This is a genomic window from Sulfuricaulis sp. (genome assembly GCF_049587675.1).
Lineage (GTDB): Bacteria > Pseudomonadota > Gammaproteobacteria > Acidiferrobacterales > Sulfurifustaceae > Sulfuricaulis.
Genome location: NZ_JBAVEJ010000196.1, coordinates 1 through 16969 on the forward strand (window position 1 = coordinate 1; position 16969 = coordinate 16969).

15 protein-coding genes are annotated in these 16969 nt (G+C 62.4%); 8 read left to right on the forward strand and 7 right to left on the reverse strand.

Annotated features, from left to right (window positions below; translation table 11 throughout):
* Positions 1 to 1258: ATP-dependent RNA helicase RhlB (gene rhlB / locus WB402_RS10240; protein WP_424207527.1), on the reverse strand; the 1258-nt coding region annotated here is incomplete at its 3' end.
* A gap of 180 nt (positions 1259 to 1438) precedes the next feature.
* Between rhlB and trxA the strand changes: the two genes are divergently transcribed.
* The 8 genes from trxA to prmB all read left to right on the forward strand — a co-directional run bounded on the left by trxA (position 1439) and on the right by prmB (position 8956).
* Positions 1439 to 1765: a thioredoxin TrxA gene (gene trxA, locus WB402_RS10245; RefSeq protein WP_424207529.1), complete on the forward strand. Its 327-nt coding sequence runs from the start codon at positions 1439 to 1441 to the stop codon at positions 1763 to 1765.
* A 192-nt stretch (positions 1766 to 1957) separates the two neighbouring features.
* Complete coding sequence (rho, locus tag WB402_RS10250) at positions 1958 to 3214, forward strand: transcription termination factor Rho (RefSeq protein ID WP_424207555.1); 1257 nt, start codon at positions 1958 to 1960, stop codon at positions 3212 to 3214.
* 96 nt (positions 3215 to 3310) lie between these two features.
* Positions 3311 to 3517: a 50S ribosomal protein L31 gene (gene rpmE, locus WB402_RS10255; RefSeq protein ID WP_424207531.1), complete on the forward strand. Its 207-nt coding sequence runs from the start codon at positions 3311 to 3313 to the stop codon at positions 3515 to 3517.
* 9 nt (positions 3518 to 3526) lie between these two features.
* A complete protein-coding gene (locus tag WB402_RS10260) occupies positions 3527 to 4282 on the forward strand; it encodes a thermonuclease family protein (protein WP_424207533.1) in 756 nt (251 codons plus the stop codon).
* Between the two features lie 4 nt (positions 4283 to 4286).
* Entirely contained in the window at positions 4287 to 5777 is a 1491-nt protein-coding gene (locus WB402_RS10265; RefSeq protein ID WP_424207535.1) for a M48 family metalloprotease, read from the forward strand.
* A gap of 10 nt (positions 5778 to 5787) precedes the next feature.
* Positions 5788 to 7035 (forward strand): malic enzyme-like NAD(P)-binding protein, encoded by a 1248-nt coding sequence (locus tag WB402_RS10270; protein ID WP_424207537.1) that lies wholly within the window; start codon positions 5788 to 5790, stop codon positions 7033 to 7035.
* Between the two features lie 78 nt (positions 7036 to 7113).
* Positions 7114 to 8037: a malate dehydrogenase gene (mdh, locus tag WB402_RS10275; RefSeq protein WP_424207539.1), complete on the forward strand. Its 924-nt coding sequence runs from the start codon at positions 7114 to 7116 to the stop codon at positions 8035 to 8037.
* Between the two features lie 10 nt (positions 8038 to 8047).
* Complete coding sequence (gene prmB, locus WB402_RS10280) at positions 8048 to 8956, forward strand: 50S ribosomal protein L3 N(5)-glutamine methyltransferase (RefSeq protein WP_424207541.1); 909 nt, start codon at positions 8048 to 8050, stop codon at positions 8954 to 8956.
* Between the two features lie 18 nt (positions 8957 to 8974).
* Here the strand turns inward: prmB and pgl are convergent, their stop codons facing one another.
* From pgl to WB402_RS10310, 6 genes are all read right to left on the reverse strand, one after another.
* A complete protein-coding gene (gene pgl, locus WB402_RS10285) occupies positions 8975 to 9679 on the reverse strand; it encodes a 6-phosphogluconolactonase (RefSeq protein WP_424207543.1) in 705 nt (234 codons plus the stop codon).
* A 9-nt stretch (positions 9680 to 9688) separates the two neighbouring features.
* On the reverse strand, positions 9689 to 11212 hold the full coding sequence (gene zwf, locus WB402_RS10290) for a glucose-6-phosphate dehydrogenase (RefSeq protein ID WP_424207545.1): 1524 nt from the start codon (positions 11210 to 11212) through the stop codon (positions 9689 to 9691).
* 4 nt (positions 11213 to 11216) lie between these two features.
* Positions 11217 to 12116: a phosphogluconate dehydrogenase (NAD(+)-dependent, decarboxylating) gene (gene gnd / locus WB402_RS10295; protein WP_424207547.1), complete on the reverse strand. Its 900-nt coding sequence runs from the start codon at positions 12114 to 12116 to the stop codon at positions 11217 to 11219.
* A gap of 93 nt (positions 12117 to 12209) precedes the next feature.
* On the reverse strand, positions 12210 to 13925 hold the full coding sequence (locus tag WB402_RS10300; protein WP_424207549.1) for an AMP-dependent synthetase/ligase: 1716 nt from the start codon (positions 13923 to 13925) through the stop codon (positions 12210 to 12212).
* A complete protein-coding gene (locus WB402_RS10305; RefSeq protein WP_424207551.1) occupies positions 13922 to 15961 on the reverse strand; it encodes a 3-hydroxyacyl-CoA dehydrogenase NAD-binding domain-containing protein in 2040 nt (679 codons plus the stop codon). Before WB402_RS10305 ends, WB402_RS10300 begins: the two co-directional genes overlap by 4 nt.
* On the reverse strand, positions 15958 to 16969 hold a 1012-nt coding region (locus WB402_RS10310; RefSeq protein ID WP_424207553.1), incomplete at its 5' end, for an acetyl-CoA C-acyltransferase. The genes WB402_RS10305 and WB402_RS10310, both read right to left, overlap by 4 nt.

The window sequence follows — 16969 nt, forward strand, 5'->3', positions numbered from 1 at the left end:
CCCGACCCCCATGCCGATCCGGACGGCCGCCGCGGCCGCGTTCGGCGCCGGGACGGGGACGGTATTCGCGCCGGGCCGGCGGCTGCAGGATGGGCAGCATTTCCGGCAACACCGGGTGGATCGGGAGCTTGTGACCGATGTACTCCTCGATCTCCGGCAGCGAAAACACATAGCGCTCGCAGGCGAAACTCACGGCATCGCCCGAAGCGCCGGCGCGTGCGGTGCGGCCGATGCGGTGCACGTAATCCTCGGCATTCTGCGGCAAGTCGAAATTGAACACATGCGAGACGTCGGGGATGTGCAAACCACGCGCGGCCACGTCGGTCGCCACCAGCACCGGTAACCGGCCTTCCATGAAATCCTGCAGGATGCGCAGGCGTTGTGTCTGGGGCACGTCGCCCGAAAGCACCTCGGCATTCAGCTCGTTGACCTTGAGCCAGGCGGCGATGGTTTCCGCTGCGTCCTTGGTGTTGGTGAACACCAGGCTGCGGGTTGGATCCTTTTGGCGCAGCAGGTGCACTAGCAACGGAATCTTCTCTTCGATCGCCGTGTGGTAAAGCGCCTGCGTGACCTTGTCGGCGGTGCGCTTGTCCGGCTCGATGCGCACGAACTGCGGATTGTTCATGTGCTCGTAGGCGAGCTCGGTGACGCGGTAGGAAAGCGTGGCCGAGAACAGCATGCTCAGGCGCGCGCCGGGCGGCGGCATGCGCCGCAGCAGGAAGCGAATGTCCTTGATGAAGCCGAGGTCGAACATGCGGTCGGCCTCGTCGAGCACCATCACCTGTACCGCCTCGAGGTCGAACACGTGCTGCTTGAAATAATCGATGATGCGCCCGGGCGTGCCGATCAGCACGTCCACGCCCTCTTCCAGCATGCGCCGCTGCGTGTCGTAACCGGTGCCGCCGAAAACGAGACCCAGCCTGAATCCGGTGTGCGCACCCAGCGCCACGGCATCCTTGTGAATCTGCACCGCCAGCTCGCGCGTCGGCGCGAGCATGATTGCCCGCGGCTGCGTCGGACGACGATCTTCCGGCAGGTGCGTCAACAGATAATTGAAGGCCGCGAGCAGGAACGCCGCGGTCTTGCCAGTGCCGGTCTGTGCCTGGCCGGCCACGTCCTGCCCGGCCAGTGCCAGCGGCAGAGCTTCGGCCTGGATCGGCGTGCAAAATTCGAAACCGGCCTCGCGCACGCCCTGAAGCAAGGCCTCGGGCAGGTTTAGGCCGGCAAAGGACTGGCCGGTAAGGTGGTGATCACTCATAAAACGGGCGCCAAGCATAACATTATTGCTTCGCCGACGGCACTTTTGGGATTTGGCAACAGTCCGACTTGCATTCCATGGGTATTTCTGCCCAAACTATTGTCCATTACCCGTTCACGACAGCCCACGGCCAGCCAGTCCGGCCGAATCTCATTCAATGACGACGGAGGCAAGCAACACATGAGTCAAGGTATTGTAAACATCAGCGATGACAGCTTTGAGGAGGAAGTGCTCAAAGCGGATGGGCCGGTGCTGGTGGACTACTGGGCGGAATGGTGCGGCCCGTGCAAGATCATTGCGCCGGTGCTCCAGGAAATCGCCGCGGAATACCAGGGTAAGCTCAAGATCGCCAAATTGAACATCGACGAGAACCCGCAGACCCCGCCGAAGTATGGCATCCGCGGCATTCCGACCTTGATGCTGTTCAAGAACGGCAGTGTCGAGGCAACCAAAGTGGGCGCGGTTTCCAAGTCGCAGCTGGCTGCCTTCATTGACGGAAATCTCTAGGACTACACGTGGTCCCCGGGGCTGGACGGGGACAATAACTGATGCTAATGTTGAATGGCTGGATGTAAAAAAATTCCAAGACGTTCCTGCTTTTTAAACTAATTTCCTGATTATTCATTCCCCGGACTTCGACAGCGGGCAGTTTGCGCCCCTGGTGCGTCCGGAAGCGGTGACCAAATGAACGCAACCCTGATGAACCTCTCTGAACTCAAGCGCAAGCCCGCCACGGAGCTTGCCGAAATGGCCGCGGCCCTGGACGTCGAAGGCGGCGGGCGACTGCGAAAACAGGACCTGATCTTCGCGATCCTCAAGGCCCAGGCGAAAAAGGGCGAGGACATCATCGGCGAAGGCGTGGTCGAAATCCTCCAGGACGGTTTCGGCTTCCTGCGATCGGCGGACGCCTCTTACCTCGCCGGGCCGGATGACATCTACGTCTCACCCTCGCAGATACGCCGCTTCAACCTGCGCACCGGCGACACCGTCAAAGGCAACATCCGCCCCCCGAAAGAATCCGAACGCTACTTCGCCCTCCTCAAAGTCGACGAGATCAATTTCCAGAATCCGGACGAAGCCAAGAACAAGGTTCTGTTCGAAAACCTCACACCGCTCCATCCGACGGAAAGGTTCGGACTCGAACGCGACAATGCCTCGACCGAGAACCTGACCGCGCGCGTGATCGACCTCATCGCGCCCATCGGCAAGGGCCAGCGCGGCCTGTTGGTATCGCCGCCCAAGGCCGGTAAAACGGTCATGCTGCAGAACATCGCTCATGCGATTACCGCCAACCATCCCGACTGCTTTCTCATTGTGCTGCTCATCGATGAGCGCCCGGAGGAAGTAACGGAAATGCAGCGCTCGGTGCGCGGCGAGGTGATTTCCTCGACGTTCGACGAACCGGCCAGCCGCCACGTGCAGGTCGCCGAGATGGTGATCGAAAAAGCCAAGCGCCTTGTCGAGCACAAGAAGGACGTCGTGATCCTGCTCGACTCGATCACCCGCCTCGCCCGCGCTTACAACACAGTGGTTCCGGCTTCAGGCAAAGTCCTGACGGGTGGTGTCGACGCGAATGCGCTGCAACGGCCGAAAAGATTTTTCGGCGCCGCGCGCAATATCGAGGAAGGCGGCAGCCTGACGATCATCGCCACCGCGCTGATCGACACCGGCTCCAAAATGGACGATGTGATTTACGAAGAATTCAAAGGCACTGGCAACATGGAAATCCATCTCGACCGGCGTCTGGCGGAAAAGCGTTCCTACCCCTCGATCAACATCAACCGTTCCGGCACCCGCCGCGAAGAGTTGTTGCTGGTCCCGGAGGAACTGCAGAAGATCTGGATCCTGCGCAAGCTGCTGCACCAGATGGACGAACTCGAGGCTTCGGAATTCCTGATCGAGAAGCTGCGGGCCACCAAAAATAACGGCGAATTCTTCGATTCCATGAAGCGCTGACGGGGCGCTTGCTCAAGCCCTTGATTTTGCATAGACTACGCGCCCTCTGAAAACCCGGCGACCGAAAATTGCTGGAACTACTTTGAGATCAATGACATGAAAGAAGGCATTCATCCCGCCTACAAGGAAACCAAGGTCAACTGTAGCTGCGGCCACAGTTTCGAGACGCGCTCGACCCTGGGACACGACCTGCACGTGGAAGTCTGCTCTGTGTGCCATCCGTTCTACACCGGCAAGCAGAAACTGGTGGATACCGGCGGGCGCGTGGAGAAATTCCGCCAGAAGTACGGCATGAAAAAATAAGCCGTGAAAATGACGGCACGCAAACAGGCGCTCTATAGGAGCGCCTTTTTATTTTGGGCCCTGTTCACGGCAGTGGCAACGCTAGCCGCCACGGAAACCACCGAGGTGAGGTATGTACTCGACGGCGACACCGTTATCCTGCAAAACAACCAGCACGTGCGCCTCATCGGCATCAATGCCCCCGAGCTCCGCAGGGATGGCGCGCCGGACCAGCCGCTGGCGGCCCGGGCGCGCGATCGGCTGGCGCAGCTGGTACGAGGCCAGCGCGTGACGCTCGCCTTCGAGCGTGAACGCCAGGACCATTATGGCCGGCTGCTGGCGCATGTTTATCTTCCGGACGGTCGCGATGTCGAGGAAATCCTGCTGCGCGAGGGGCTGGCCTGGGCGGTGGCGATCCCGCCGAACGTGGGCAAGCTCCCGGCTCTTATTAACATCGAAAACGAGGCACGCGGCGCGGGGCGCGGCGTGTGGGGCGAGCCGGCTTACGCGCCGACGCCGGCGGAGCGGCTCACCGCGCAGAGCACGGGATTCCGCTTCATCGAGGGCACTATTCTGCGCTACCAGAGTCACCGCAAGCTGATTTATTTCGATCTGTCGCCGCGGGTGGCCCTGGTCGTGACCCACGAGGACTGGAAAAATTACCACCGCGGCAAACCCAGGGACTGGGTCGGCCGCCACATCGTGGCGCGCGGCTGGCTCACGGAATCCAAGGGAAGACTGCACCTGCGTGTGCCACATCCGGCCATGCTAACATGGCGCGATTGAACCCATGCGTATCCCCGCCTTTCAGGGCCTGCTGATCCCCTTTCTGCTGACCATGGTGGTGTCCGGCGGCATCACGGGTTGCGCCACGAATCCGGTCAGCGGCACACCGGACGTCGTGTTCATGACTGAAGCTACGGAAATCAGTATCGGCAGCAGAAACGATGCTGAAGTCCGCAATAAGTACGGGGTATACGACAATCCGGAGCTTCAAGCCTATGTGCAGCGCGTCGGCCAAAAGCTGGCGGCACAAAGTCATCGTCCTGGACTTACCTATCATTTCACCGTACTCGACACTCCGGAAGTCAATGCCTTCGCGCTCCCGGGCGGCTATATCTATATTACCCGCGGCATTCTCGCCTACCTCAACTCCGAGGCGGAACTCTCCACGGTGCTTGGACACGAGATCGGTCACGTCACGGCACGTCACGCCGTGCGCCAGTACACGGCGGCTTCGGCCACCGGTTTTGTTGGCGCGTTGGTAGGCGTTGCCACTGGAATCCCAGTTACCCAAGATTTGTTCAATGTCCTTGGCAACGCGATGCTCTCCGGTTACGGGCGCGACCATGAGTTGGAATCCGACCGTCTCGGCGCAGAGTACCTCGCCCGCGCGGGCTACGATCCGCAAGCCATGATCAAGGTTATTGGCGTGCTCAAGAACCAGGAAGAATTCGAGAAAAAACGCGCCGCCGCCGAGAATCGTCCGCTGCGCATATACCATGGGGTGTTTGCAAGCCATCCGAGCGCGGACACGCGCTTGCAAGAAGTTGTAGCAGAGGCCAATAAATTTAAAACCAGCACCACGATCAATATCGCTCGCGAGGACTACCTAAAACAGATTGACAAAATACAATTTGGCGACATCAAGCAGATTGATATTGTGTGCAGCGATAACCATTGTTACCACAAAGATATAGATGTGGCGCTCAGCTTTCCGGAGGGCTGGCAATTGAATATTAATTACAATCTCATCGAGGCCACTAGCCCCGATTTTCAGGCCATCCTTCGGGTAGACATTGAAGATCTCGTCAAAGAAATGCAGCCGGATGTTTTTTTGAAGATCCGAATGGGCGTCTCCAGCCTTGAGCAGGGTCGTCCAATTCAAGGAATGGGGTTTCCTTCTTATTCCGGAATAGCCCCTTCTTCTCCGTCATTCGGCAGTCGCAGGACTCGTGTGAGCGTCGTGTACTACAACGATAAGCGCTTCCTGTTTTCGGGTGTCACCAACACACCCGAAAGTTTTGCTGCCTTCGATGCCAGATTTATGGCAACAGCACACAGCCTGCGTCCCCTTAATGCTCAAGAAGAGCACCTTACAGAAAAAGCCACGCAAGGATTACACGTGCGTATCGCCCGCACTCTTGCTAACGACACTTTCGCAAACTTCGCCAAAAAATCACCCATCAAGGATGACAGCGAATCCGTGCTGCGCCTGATCAATGACAAATTTCCGGACGGCGAGCCTCAGGCAGGCGAACTCATCAAGATCATCGAATAGGTAGCAAATCATGAAAAAAGAAATGAAGCAGGCCGCGCTCGACTATCACGCGCTGCCGAAGCCCGGCAAGACCGCCGTGGTGCCGACCAAGCCGTGCGAGACCCAGTACGACCTCTCGCTCGCCTACACGCCCGGCGTGGCCGAGCCGGTGCGCGCCATCGCCGCCGATCCCGAGGCCGCTTATCGCTACACCAACAAGGGCAATCTCGTGGCCGTGATCACCAACGGCACGGCAACGCTTGGCTTGGGCAACCAGGGGGCCTTGGCCTGCAAACCGGTTCTCGAAGGCAAGGCGGTGTTGTTCAAGCGTTTCGCCGACATCGACGTGTTCGACATCGAGGTTGACGCGCCGTCGCGCGACGCTTTCATCGACACCGTGGCCCACATCGCGCCGACTTTCGGCGGCATCAATCTCGAGGACATCGCCGCGCCGGATTGTTTCGCGATCGAGGAGATACTGCGCGCACGCCTCGACATCCCGGTGTTTCATGACGACCAGCACGGCACGGCCGTGATCATCTGCGCGGGACTGCTGAACGCTCTCGAACTCCAGGGCAAGAAATTATCCGGGGTACGGATCGTGCTGCTCGGGGCAGGGGCCGCGGGCCTCGCGACCATTCAATTGATGATCGCCCTCGGTGCCAAGCGCGACCACATTCTGCTGCTCGACAGCAAGGGTGTGATCCATACCGGTCGCCCGGACATCAATATCTATAAGCGTCGCTATGCCCAGGCGACTGATAAACGCACGCTCACCGATGCCATGCTGGGTGCTGACGTGTTCATTGGCGTCTCGGCCGCGAACGTGGTCTCGCCCGAAATAGTGAAGTCCATGGCGCCCAAACCGATTGTGTTCGCGCTCGCCAACCCCGACCCGGAGATCCGTCCCGAGATAGCACACGCGGCGCGCACCGACCTCATCATGGCCTCGGGGCGCTCGGATTATCCGAACCAGGTCAACAACGTGCTCGGCTTTCCCTACATCTTCCGCGGGGCACTCGACGTGCACGCCAGCTCTGTCTCGCGCGCCATGCTGGTCGCGGCCGTGCGCGCGCTCGCCAAACTTGCCCACGAACCGGTGCCGGCGGAGATGCTGCGCGCCTATGGCCTGACGCACCTGGAATTCGGCCACGACTACATCATCCCCAAGCCGCTCGACCCGCGCCTGATTCATACCGTGCCGCCGGCGGTGGCGCGCGCGGCCATCGATTCCGGCGTGGCGCGCGCGGCCTATCCCGCACATTACCCGAAACCGTGAGTGTGACCGTTCCCGCGCGGCGGGCCGGGAATTTATCCGGCTATACTCACTCTTGGACCAGAACCAAAGGGACAGGCCATGAATAAAATCACAATCGTCGGGGCCGGGCGCGTCGGTGAATCCGCCGCGCACAATCTTGCCAAAGCGGAATTGTGCCGCGAGGTGGTGCTGATCGACGTCAAGGAAGGCGTGCCGCAGGGAACGGCGCTCGACATCCAGGAATCGGCGCCGATTTTCCATTTCGACACCACGCTCGACGGCTCGAACGACCTCCATGCGATGGCCGGCTCGGAGCTGGTGATAATCACCGCCGGCATCCCACGAAAACCCGGCATGTCGCGCTCCGACGTGCTCGACACCAATCTGGCGGTGGTCAACGACATCGTGGATACATTGCTCAAGACCGCGCCCCATGCCTTGTTGCTTGTGGTCTCGAACCCGGTCGACGTGCTGACCTACGCCGCCTGGAAGCGCACCGGCTGGCCGCGCAGCCGTGTTTTCGGCATGGCCGGCGTGCTCGACTCGGCGCGCATGGCCAGCTTCGTGGCCATGGAAACCGGTTTCTCCGTGAGGGACATCACCGCCATGGTGCTCGGCGGCCACGGCGATACCATGGTGCCGATGACGCGTTTCACCTGCATCAACGGCATTCCGATCGAGCACTTCCTGACAAAGGAACAAATTCAGAAAATCGTCGAACGCACGCGCGGCGGTGGCGCCGAAATTCTTTCGCTGCGCAAAACCGCGAGCGCCTACGATGCCCCGGCGGCCGCCATCGCCGCCATGGTGGACTCCATCAGCCACAATCGCCGCCACATCCTTCCCGGCGTAGCGGTGCTGCAGGGCGAATACGGACTGCACGACATCGGCATGGGCGTGCCCGTCGTTTTAGGCGAGAACGGCGTGGAGCAGGTGATCGAACTGCCCCTGACGCCGGAGGAATCGGCCGCCTTCATGCGCTCGGCGGCGATGGTCCAGGCCGATCTAGACCAACTCAAATAAGTAACCCGTTTTGACCGCCCCGCCCCGCACGGTCGCCGACTTCATCGGTTGGACGGAACGGCGTTTTGCCGGAGCCGGACTCTACTTCGGACACGGCACGGACAATCCCCTGGATGAAGCCGCGTGGCTGGTGGGCAGCGCATTGAAACTCACGCCGCACGAACTCGAAGAACATCTGGAAGACGAACCCACGCCGCCACAGCAGGACACGATCCGCGCGCTCGTCGATTCACGCATTCGCACCCGTCAGCCGCTCGCCTACCTGCTGAAAGAAGCCTGGTTCGCCGGGTTGAAATTCTACGTCGATGAACGCGTGATCGTGCCGCGCTCGCTCACCGCGGAATTCATCGCCGAGCGATTTCAACCGTGGATCGATCCCGCGCGCGTGCGCCGGGTTCTCGACCTGTGCACCGGCAGCGCTTGCATCGCCATCGCCTGTGCCCATGCCTTTCCCGAGGCGCGCGTGGATGCCGCGGACATTTCCGACGCGGCGCTCGCGGTGGCGCACATCAACGTGGAGCATCACGGACTCAGCGAACGCGTGCGGCTGGTGCGTTCCGATCTGTTCAGCGCACTGGAAGACGAACGCTACGATCTTATCGTCACCAATCCTCCCTACGTGGCGCATGATGAGATGCGGACCTTGCCGCCGGAATACCGTCATGAACCGGCGCTGGCGCTGGCCTCGGGCGTGCAGGGGCTGGATGCCGTCATTCGGATTCTCGCCGCAGCGCCGGCACACCTGAATCCCGGCGGCATACTCGTGGCCGAAGTCGGCAACAGCGCCGAACGCTTGCAGGAAAAATTTCCCGCGGTGCCTTTCACCTGGCTTACCACTTCCTCGGAAGATGAAAGCGTGTTTCTGCTGACGGCAGAGCTGCTGCAGCAGTATCACGCGACGTTTACGTCCGCGCGCTGAACGTGAAACGGCTGGGGGCTACCGCGGCGGGTGGCGCAGACCGGAAGCGGCGTCGCGGTCCATGATCCAGATACCGTCACGCGCCAGCTGCGCCGGGCATTGAACGGGTTGATCCGGACCTTCCAAGGCCTGCGCCACCGCAACGGCTTTTCCCGATCCACTGACCAGAATGATTTTCTCGCGCGCCGCCACGATCACGGGCGGTGTGACGGTCAGTCGCTGCGCGGGCGCCTTCGGCCCGATGACGGCCACCACCTTGCGCACCGTTTCGCGCAACGCGGATGAACCCGGGAACAACGAGGCGGTATGACCGTCCTCGCCAAGCCCGAGAATAATGAGGTCCATGCGTTCCGGCAGCCGCCGCGCGTATTCCTCGGCCGCGGCTTCGCGATCGGGACGGTCCGCCGGCATGCGATGTATCTGGCTGGAGGGAATGGACACGGCGTCGAGCAGCGACTCGCGCGCCATGCGGTAATTGCTTTGCGGATCGCCGGGCGGCACGGCGCGCTCGTCGCCGAAAAAAATCTCGACCTTGTCCCACGCAATACGCGGGTTGAGCGCCAGTTGCCGGTGGACCGCGCGCGGGGTGCTGCCACCGGCGAGCATCACGCTCGCCCGGCCGCGGTCAGCAACGGCCTGCTCGATCAGCTTGGCGATGTGACGTGCCGCGACTTCCGGCAGTGCTTCCGGGGCAACCACGATGCGATGGTCATCGCGCGGCACAGTGTCCTGCTATAGTGATTTCCACGCGCGTTTGTCCGCACGCAGCAGACCGTCGGCCGCCAGTGGGCCCCACGACCCGGCCGTGTAGTTGGGAAAGTCCGGTGCCACTTCCGAGGTCCATTGGGCGATGACCGGCTCGACGATCTGCCAGGCGCGGTAAATCCAGTCGGCGCGCGCGAACAACGTCTGGTCGCCGCCCATGGCGTCGTGCAGCAGCCATGAATAGGCACTTGGGAGCTGCTCGATGCCGAAGGCGCTGGCGTAGCGGAAATTCATGGTGACCGGCTCCAAACACAGCCCCGGACCCGGCTGCTTTGCCACAAAGGTCTGCATGATGCCCTCCTCCGGCTGCAGCCGGAACGCCAGGACATTTCCGCTTGAGCTGTCCTGCTCGATCGGGAACATGAGGTGCGGTGTGGGCTTGAAGTGGATGGCTACTTCCGTCACCTTGCGCGCCAGGCGCTTGCCGGTGCGCAGGTAAAACGGCACGCCGGCCCAGCGCCAGTTGTCGATCATGATGCGCAGCGCTGCAAACGTGGCGGTGTTCGAGTCGGACGCCACGTTCTTTTCCGCGCGATACCCGGGCACCGCTTTTCCGTCCATGTGTCCCGGTCCGTACTGCCCGCGAACGGCATCTTTGCGAACATCCAACGGACGGATCGCCTGCATCACCTTCGCGGTTTCGTCGCGCAACCCCGCGCCATCGTAACGCACCGGCGGCTCGATGGCGGTCATGCACAACAATTGCAACAGGTGATTCTGCACCATGTCGCGCACCACGCCGGTCTTCTCGTAAAAGCCCGCGCGCGTGCCGATGCCGATGTCCTCGGCCACGGTGATCTGCACGTGGTCGACGTAGTTGCGGTTCCAGATCGGCTCGAAGCTGGGGTTGGCGAAACGCACCACCAGCAGGTTCTGTACCGTTTCCTTGCCGAGAAAATGATCGATGCGATAAGTCTGATCTTCCTTGAACACTTCGAGAATTTTCCGGTCGAGGTCGCGCGCCGAGCGCTCGTCGGTGCCGAAGGGCTTCTCGATCACCAGCCGCCGCCAGCCGTGATCGCTGGTCGCCAGGCCGGCGGCGTCGAGGCGGTTGACGATGCCGCAGAAAAAATCGGGCGGCGTGGCGAGATGAAACAGCACGTTGTCCGGAATGCCGTGACGCCGCTGCAGCGATTGCAGTTTGTCGCGCAACAAGGCGTAATCGCCTTCGGGCGGGGCATCGAAATTTCCCGTCACGTAGTGGAGGTGGGGCGCGAAGCGTTCCCAGTGCTTGGGGTCGAACGAGCGCTCGTCGGCGACGGCGCGGCGCATCCGCTCGCGGAAGGCCTGGTCGTCCCAGTTGTCGCGCGAAAAGCCGACGATGGTGAACGGTTCCGGGAGCAGCGACTGGCAGGCCAGGTCGTACAGCGCGGGGATGAGTTCACGCCGCGACAGATCGCCGGCGGCGCCGAACACCACGATACAGCAAGGCTCGGTGGGCTTGCCGGAACTGAGCCCGACGCAACGGGGGGCGAATTCCATCTCGCTCATCGGTTCACTCCTTCTTCACCGCATGACCGCCAAACTGCTTGCGCAACGCCGCAATAACCTTGGCGCTGAAGCGGTCTTCCTGGCGCGAAGCAAACCGTTCGTACAGCGATTGCGTGATCACCGGAATCGGAATGGCGTTTTCCACGGCATAGGCGATACTCCAGCGCCCCATGCCGGAATCGTCGACGTAACCGGCGATGTGCTCCAGGGCATTGCCCTCTTCGCGCAGCGCCTTGGTCAGCAGATCGAGCAGCCAGGAGCGCACCACCGACCCCTGCTGCCACAGCGCGGCGATGCGTCCCAAGTCGATACCATACTCCGAGCGCTGCAGACATTCGAAGCCTTCGCCGATCGACTGCAGCATGGCGTATTCGATGGCGTTGTGCACCATCTTGACGAAATGTCCCGCGCCGCTCGCGCCCACGAGCGCATAACCATCCTTCGGCGCCAGCGCGACAAAGATCGGCTCCAAATAATCAAAGGCCGTTTTGGGACCACCGATCATGAGGCAATAGCCGATTTCCCTGCCCCACACCCCGCCACTGACACCGACGTCGAGAAAATTCACGCCGCGCCCGGCGCAGCGCCCGGCGGCGCGCGCGGAATCGGTGTAACGCGAGTTGCCGCCGTCCACGATGATATCGCCGGGGGTGAGCAGTTCGAGCAACGTATCGATCGTTTCTTCCGTCGGCTTGCCGTGCGGGATCATGAGCCAGACCGCGCGTGGTGTCTTGAGCCGTTTCACCAGCTCCGCCACGGACGGCACGGAAACAATTGCGGCCTTCACCTCCGCGTCGATGTTTCGGGGATTACGGTTATATCCCACCACGCCGTGGCCGGCCTGAATCAGGCGCAGCGCCATGTTCCCGCCCATGCGGCCGAGGCCAATCATGCCGATCTGCATCGTTCCTCCTTGTTCATCGCTGGCGTTGTCTTCGCATTCTGAGGGAATGGCCCCTGGTTCGCCAGAGCCATGCCGCTGAAGCGATGCAGTGGTTCAGATGGCACCCTTCCGTTCACCGGTCGGACAGCAAACATCGCACGACGCATACATCGCCTCGATTTCGCGCGCGAAGCGTTTCTCGATTTCATTGCGCTTGAGCTTGAGGGTCGGGGTCAGCAGTCCGTTCTCGACGGTCCAGGGTTCTTGCAGGCACGTGATATGGCAGATACGCGCATAACCCGGAAAGTCGTAGAGTTGGGCGTTGGCACGGGCACACAATGTCGCCGCGTCTCCGGTCTTGCTCACCGCGAGCAGGCCGAGCTTGGGCCGGCCCTCGCCGAGCACCATCACTTGCTCGAAAGCGGCGTCACGCAGTATCGCCGCTTCGGCGTCGGTGGGCGGGATCTTCTCGCCGTTGGACAGCACAATGATGTCCTTCACGCGTCCGGTGATGTACACGCTGCCGCCACGAATCGTTACCACGTCGCCGGTATGCAGCCAGCCTTCCTTATCGATCATGGCGGCGGTCGCTTCGGGCTTGTTCCAATAACCCAGCATGATGTTTGGCCCGCGCGCCAGCAGCTCTCCATTTTCGGTGCAGCGCAGCTCGACACCCTCAAGCGCGCGGCCGACGGAGGCGGGATCGTTGTCGCCCATGCGGTTGGCGGCCAGCACCGGCGACGTTTCGGTAAGTCCATAACCCTGGATAATCGGCAGCCCGAGACCGATGAACACGCGCGCCAGATGCGGTGCAAACGCCGCCCCGCCGACGATGATCATGCGAATGCGCCCACCGAGACGCCGGTAAAGTTTCTTCGCCACCAGCACCTTGAGCACCGGCCACAACAGCTTGTCGGTGAAGGTGGATTCGCCGCGGAAACTCCGCCAGCCGACCTCCGTGGCTTTCTCGAACAGCTTGCGCTTGAGTGAACCGGGCGCCATGGCCTCCTGCATCCTGGAATAGATGCGTTCGAAGATGCGCGGGACGCTGATAAGAACCGTCGGCTGCTGTTCGCGGATGTCATCCGCCAGCAGACTGATCGAGCGCGCGTACACCGTCTGCGCCCCGGCCCAGATCGCGGAATAGTAACCGCAGGTGCGCTCGAACATGTGCGATAACGGCAGAAAAGAAAGGAACCGGTCGGACGGGTAAGCGGGCAACGCGAGCATGGAGGCAATCACGTTGCTCAGGATGTTGCCATGCGACAGCATCACGCCCTTGGGCCGCCCGGTGGTGCCGGAGGTGTAGACGATCGTGGCCAAGTCGCCCGGCGCGGCGGTCGCGCGCTTGAGCTCCCCGCCGGCGTGCAGCAGCCAGTCCTGCAAGCGCACGAGCCTGTTATCCTGACCGGTCTCGCCGGCGAGACAAACCACCCGTGCGACCGACTTCGCCTGATCGCGCAGCGCCGGCCACTGCCCAGCGTCCTCGAGCAACAACAGCCGCACGCCGGCATCGTTCAGGCACCAGGCCATGTTTTCCGGGCGGTCATCGAAATACAGCGGCACCGTGACAAGCCCGAGGGCGAGCGCCGCCTGATCGAACAACACCCATTCGACACGGTTGTGCAGGCACAGCGCCACGCGGTCGCCACGTTTCAATCCTTCGCGATCGAACGCCGCCTGCCAGCGTGCCGTGGCGCGACCGACCTCGGCCCAGGTCATGTCCACCCAGGCGCCCCCGTCGAACTGGCGGTAGGCGGGGGCCTCTGGTGTTTCATGCACCCGGTGCCAAAAGAGATCGGCGAGGTTGCCTAGATCTGGCAGCGTCATGTCGGGTTCGATGACCGCAAGCGCCGCTTGAGCAATTCTGGTTGCGACCAGCCCGCGTCAGGCTTGAAGCGCGGCCCGTATTCCTGCATCAGGCGATGGAGACTGTGACTGATCCCGGTCACGCCGAGGCTGTCGATGTAGCTCATCGGCCCGCCGAGGAAGGGGGCGAAGCCGGTGCCGTACACCATGCCGGCATCCACGGCGTCGGCGTCCCCCACCACGCCTTCGCGCAAGCAGGCCATGGCCTCGTTCAGCAAGCGCAGAATCAGCCGTTCGGTGATGGGAATGTCGGCGGCGGTCTTGTCCGGCGACGGCGATTCGCGCCGGCCGCGGGCGTTATAGCGATAGAACCCCTGCCCGGATTTGCGGCCAAGCTGGCCCTGACCCACCAGTTCGCGCAGCTTGTCCGGCACGTCCATGTGCAGGGGTTCGGATAATTCCTCCGCCACGGAAAGACAGATATCGAGCCCGACGCTGTCGGCCAGCTCGATCGGCCCCATCGGCATGCCGAACTCGGTGGCCGCCTGATCGATCGTGGTGATGCCAACTCCTTCCTGCACCAGTTTCACGGCTTCGATCAGATACGGCATGAGGATTCGATTGACGAGAAAGCCCGGGCTGCTTTTGACATCCAGCGGCAGGCGCTCGATGGCGCCGGTGAAGGCGCGCGCACGCGCCAGCGACGCTTCAGAGCTCTGCGCACCGCGCACGATTTCGACCAGTTGCATTTGCGCCACCGGATTGAAGAAATGCAGTCCCACCAGACGCGACGGATCTTTCAGCACCGTGCCAATTTCTTCCAGCGGAATGCTCGAGGTGTTGGTGGCGAGCAGGGTCTGCGGGCGCGCCTTCTGCTCGACCAGTCGGAACAGCTCGCGTTTGGGTTCGACCTTTTCCACGATCGCTTCGATGACGAGATCGGCACGCCCGAGTCCATGGCCCTCGAGGTCCGGCATGAACCGGTCCATGGCCTCCTGCACCGCGCGCGGCTCCTTGAGCTTGCTCTTGAAAAACCCGTACGCCTTCTTCATCGCGCGTGCGAGGATTTCGGGCTTCTGGTCCTGGAGACTCACGCGGAAGCCCTTGTGCGCCGCCCAGATGGCGATGTCCGCGCCCATCACGCCGGCGCCGATCACATGCACGTACTCGATGCCGTGGGGCTGCATCTTGCCGCGGCGCTTGAGTTCCTCGCCCAGCAGAAACACGTGCACCAGATTGCGACTGCTGCGCGACACCAGCAGCTCACCGAGCGACTGCGCCTCCTGTTTCTCGGTGGCGCGATCGCGCCACAAATCGAGTATGCGCCACGGGGCGGGGTAGTGATCGGGATGCGCCTTGCGCCGCACGCGCGGTGTGAACATGCGCACGACGAGCGTTCGCAGTGGTCTCCACCCGGGCACGCGTCGATGCCAAGGCGCTTTCCGGCGCGGTGTTCCCGACTTCAGGAACTTTTCGGCCGCATCCAGCAAATGCCGTTCCGGCACAATCTCGTCCACCAGTCCCAAACGCCGCGCCTCGCGCGCGGAAATCGTGCGGCCGGTGAGCATCATGTCGAGCGCCGCCATGTCGCCCACCAGCGGCGGCAGACGCACGCTGCCGGCAAATCCGGGATGAATGCCCAGGCGCACCTCGGGCAGTCCGAGGCGGGTGGCGGCGTCCTCGCGCGCCAGGCGATAACGGCAGGCCAGCGCCAGTTCCAGGCCGCCGCCGAGACAAAAACCGTGGATCACGGCCACCGACGGAAACGGCAAGCCCGCGAGCCGCGCGCAGACCTGTTGGCCGAGCTCCGCAAGTTCGGTGGCGCGCACCGGATCGGTAATCCTTTCGAATTCGCGCACATCGGCCCCGGCGATGAACCCGGAGGCCTTGCCGGAGCGGATGATCAGCCCCTGAAGCGGCTTGCCCTCCAGTTCACCCAGATGCCGGTCCAGCTCCAGCAACACTTCCTGCGACAACACGTTGGCCGACTGGCCGGCGACATCGAGCGTCAGCAGCGCGTAATCGGTGTGGTAATCGAGATGCCAGTGTTTGCTCATCGATGGTCACCTTGCACGCGCAACAGCATCGCGCCGCCCTGGCCACCACCGATACACAGTGTTGCCACGCCCTGCCCGCCGCCTTTGCGTTTCAGCGCGTGCAGCAGATGCAACACCAGACGCGCGCCGCTCGCGCCCACCGGATGACCGTTTGAAATCGCGCCGCCTTCAGGGTTGAGGAGCGACGGGTCCATGGCGCCGGGCGGCGCATCCATTCCGAGTTCCTCGCGCGCGTATTGCGCGCTGTCCCACGCCGCCTGACAGGCCAGCACTTGCGCGGCAAAAGCCTCGTTGAGTTCCATCTGCTGCAGGTCGCGCATTTTCAGATTCTGCCGCACCAGCAATTGCGCCACGGCATGCACCGGCCCCAGACCCATCTGGCTCGGATCGACGCCGGCCCATTCGTGATCCACCCATTCGCCGAGTACGGCAAGTCCGTGGCGCTTCACCGCCTCGTCGCTCGCGAGCAGCAGCATGGCGGCGCCGTCGGTCACCTGCGAGCTGTTACCGGAGGTCACCGAACCGTACTTCCGGTCGAACACCGGTTTGAGCTGCGCCAGCCGCTCGAGATCGGTGTCGCGCCGCAGACCGGTGTCTTCTGCGTATATATGTTCGTTCGTGTCGTAAAGCGTCTCGACTTCACTGCGCATGTCGCCGGCATCGAAGGCCGCCGCCAGCCGCCGGTGGCTTTGCAGCGCATAGACATCCTGGGACTCGCGCGGCAGGCCGAAGCGGTGTGCCAGGATCTCAGCCGTCTGGCCCATGGACAGCTTCACCAGCGGGTCGGTGAGCCCGAGCAGCAGGGAATAAACCGGTTTCAGATACGCGGGGCGGAATCGCGTCAGCGCCCGCACGCGGTCGAGCGGCTGACGCGCGCGCAGCATCTTGCCGAGCCAGCCGACCATGGCCGCGTTCCACTGGATCGGCGCGCGGCTCATGGCCTCGGTGCCGCCGGCGAGCACCAGTTGCGCGCGTCCCAATGCTATGCGCTCTGCGGCGGTGGCCACG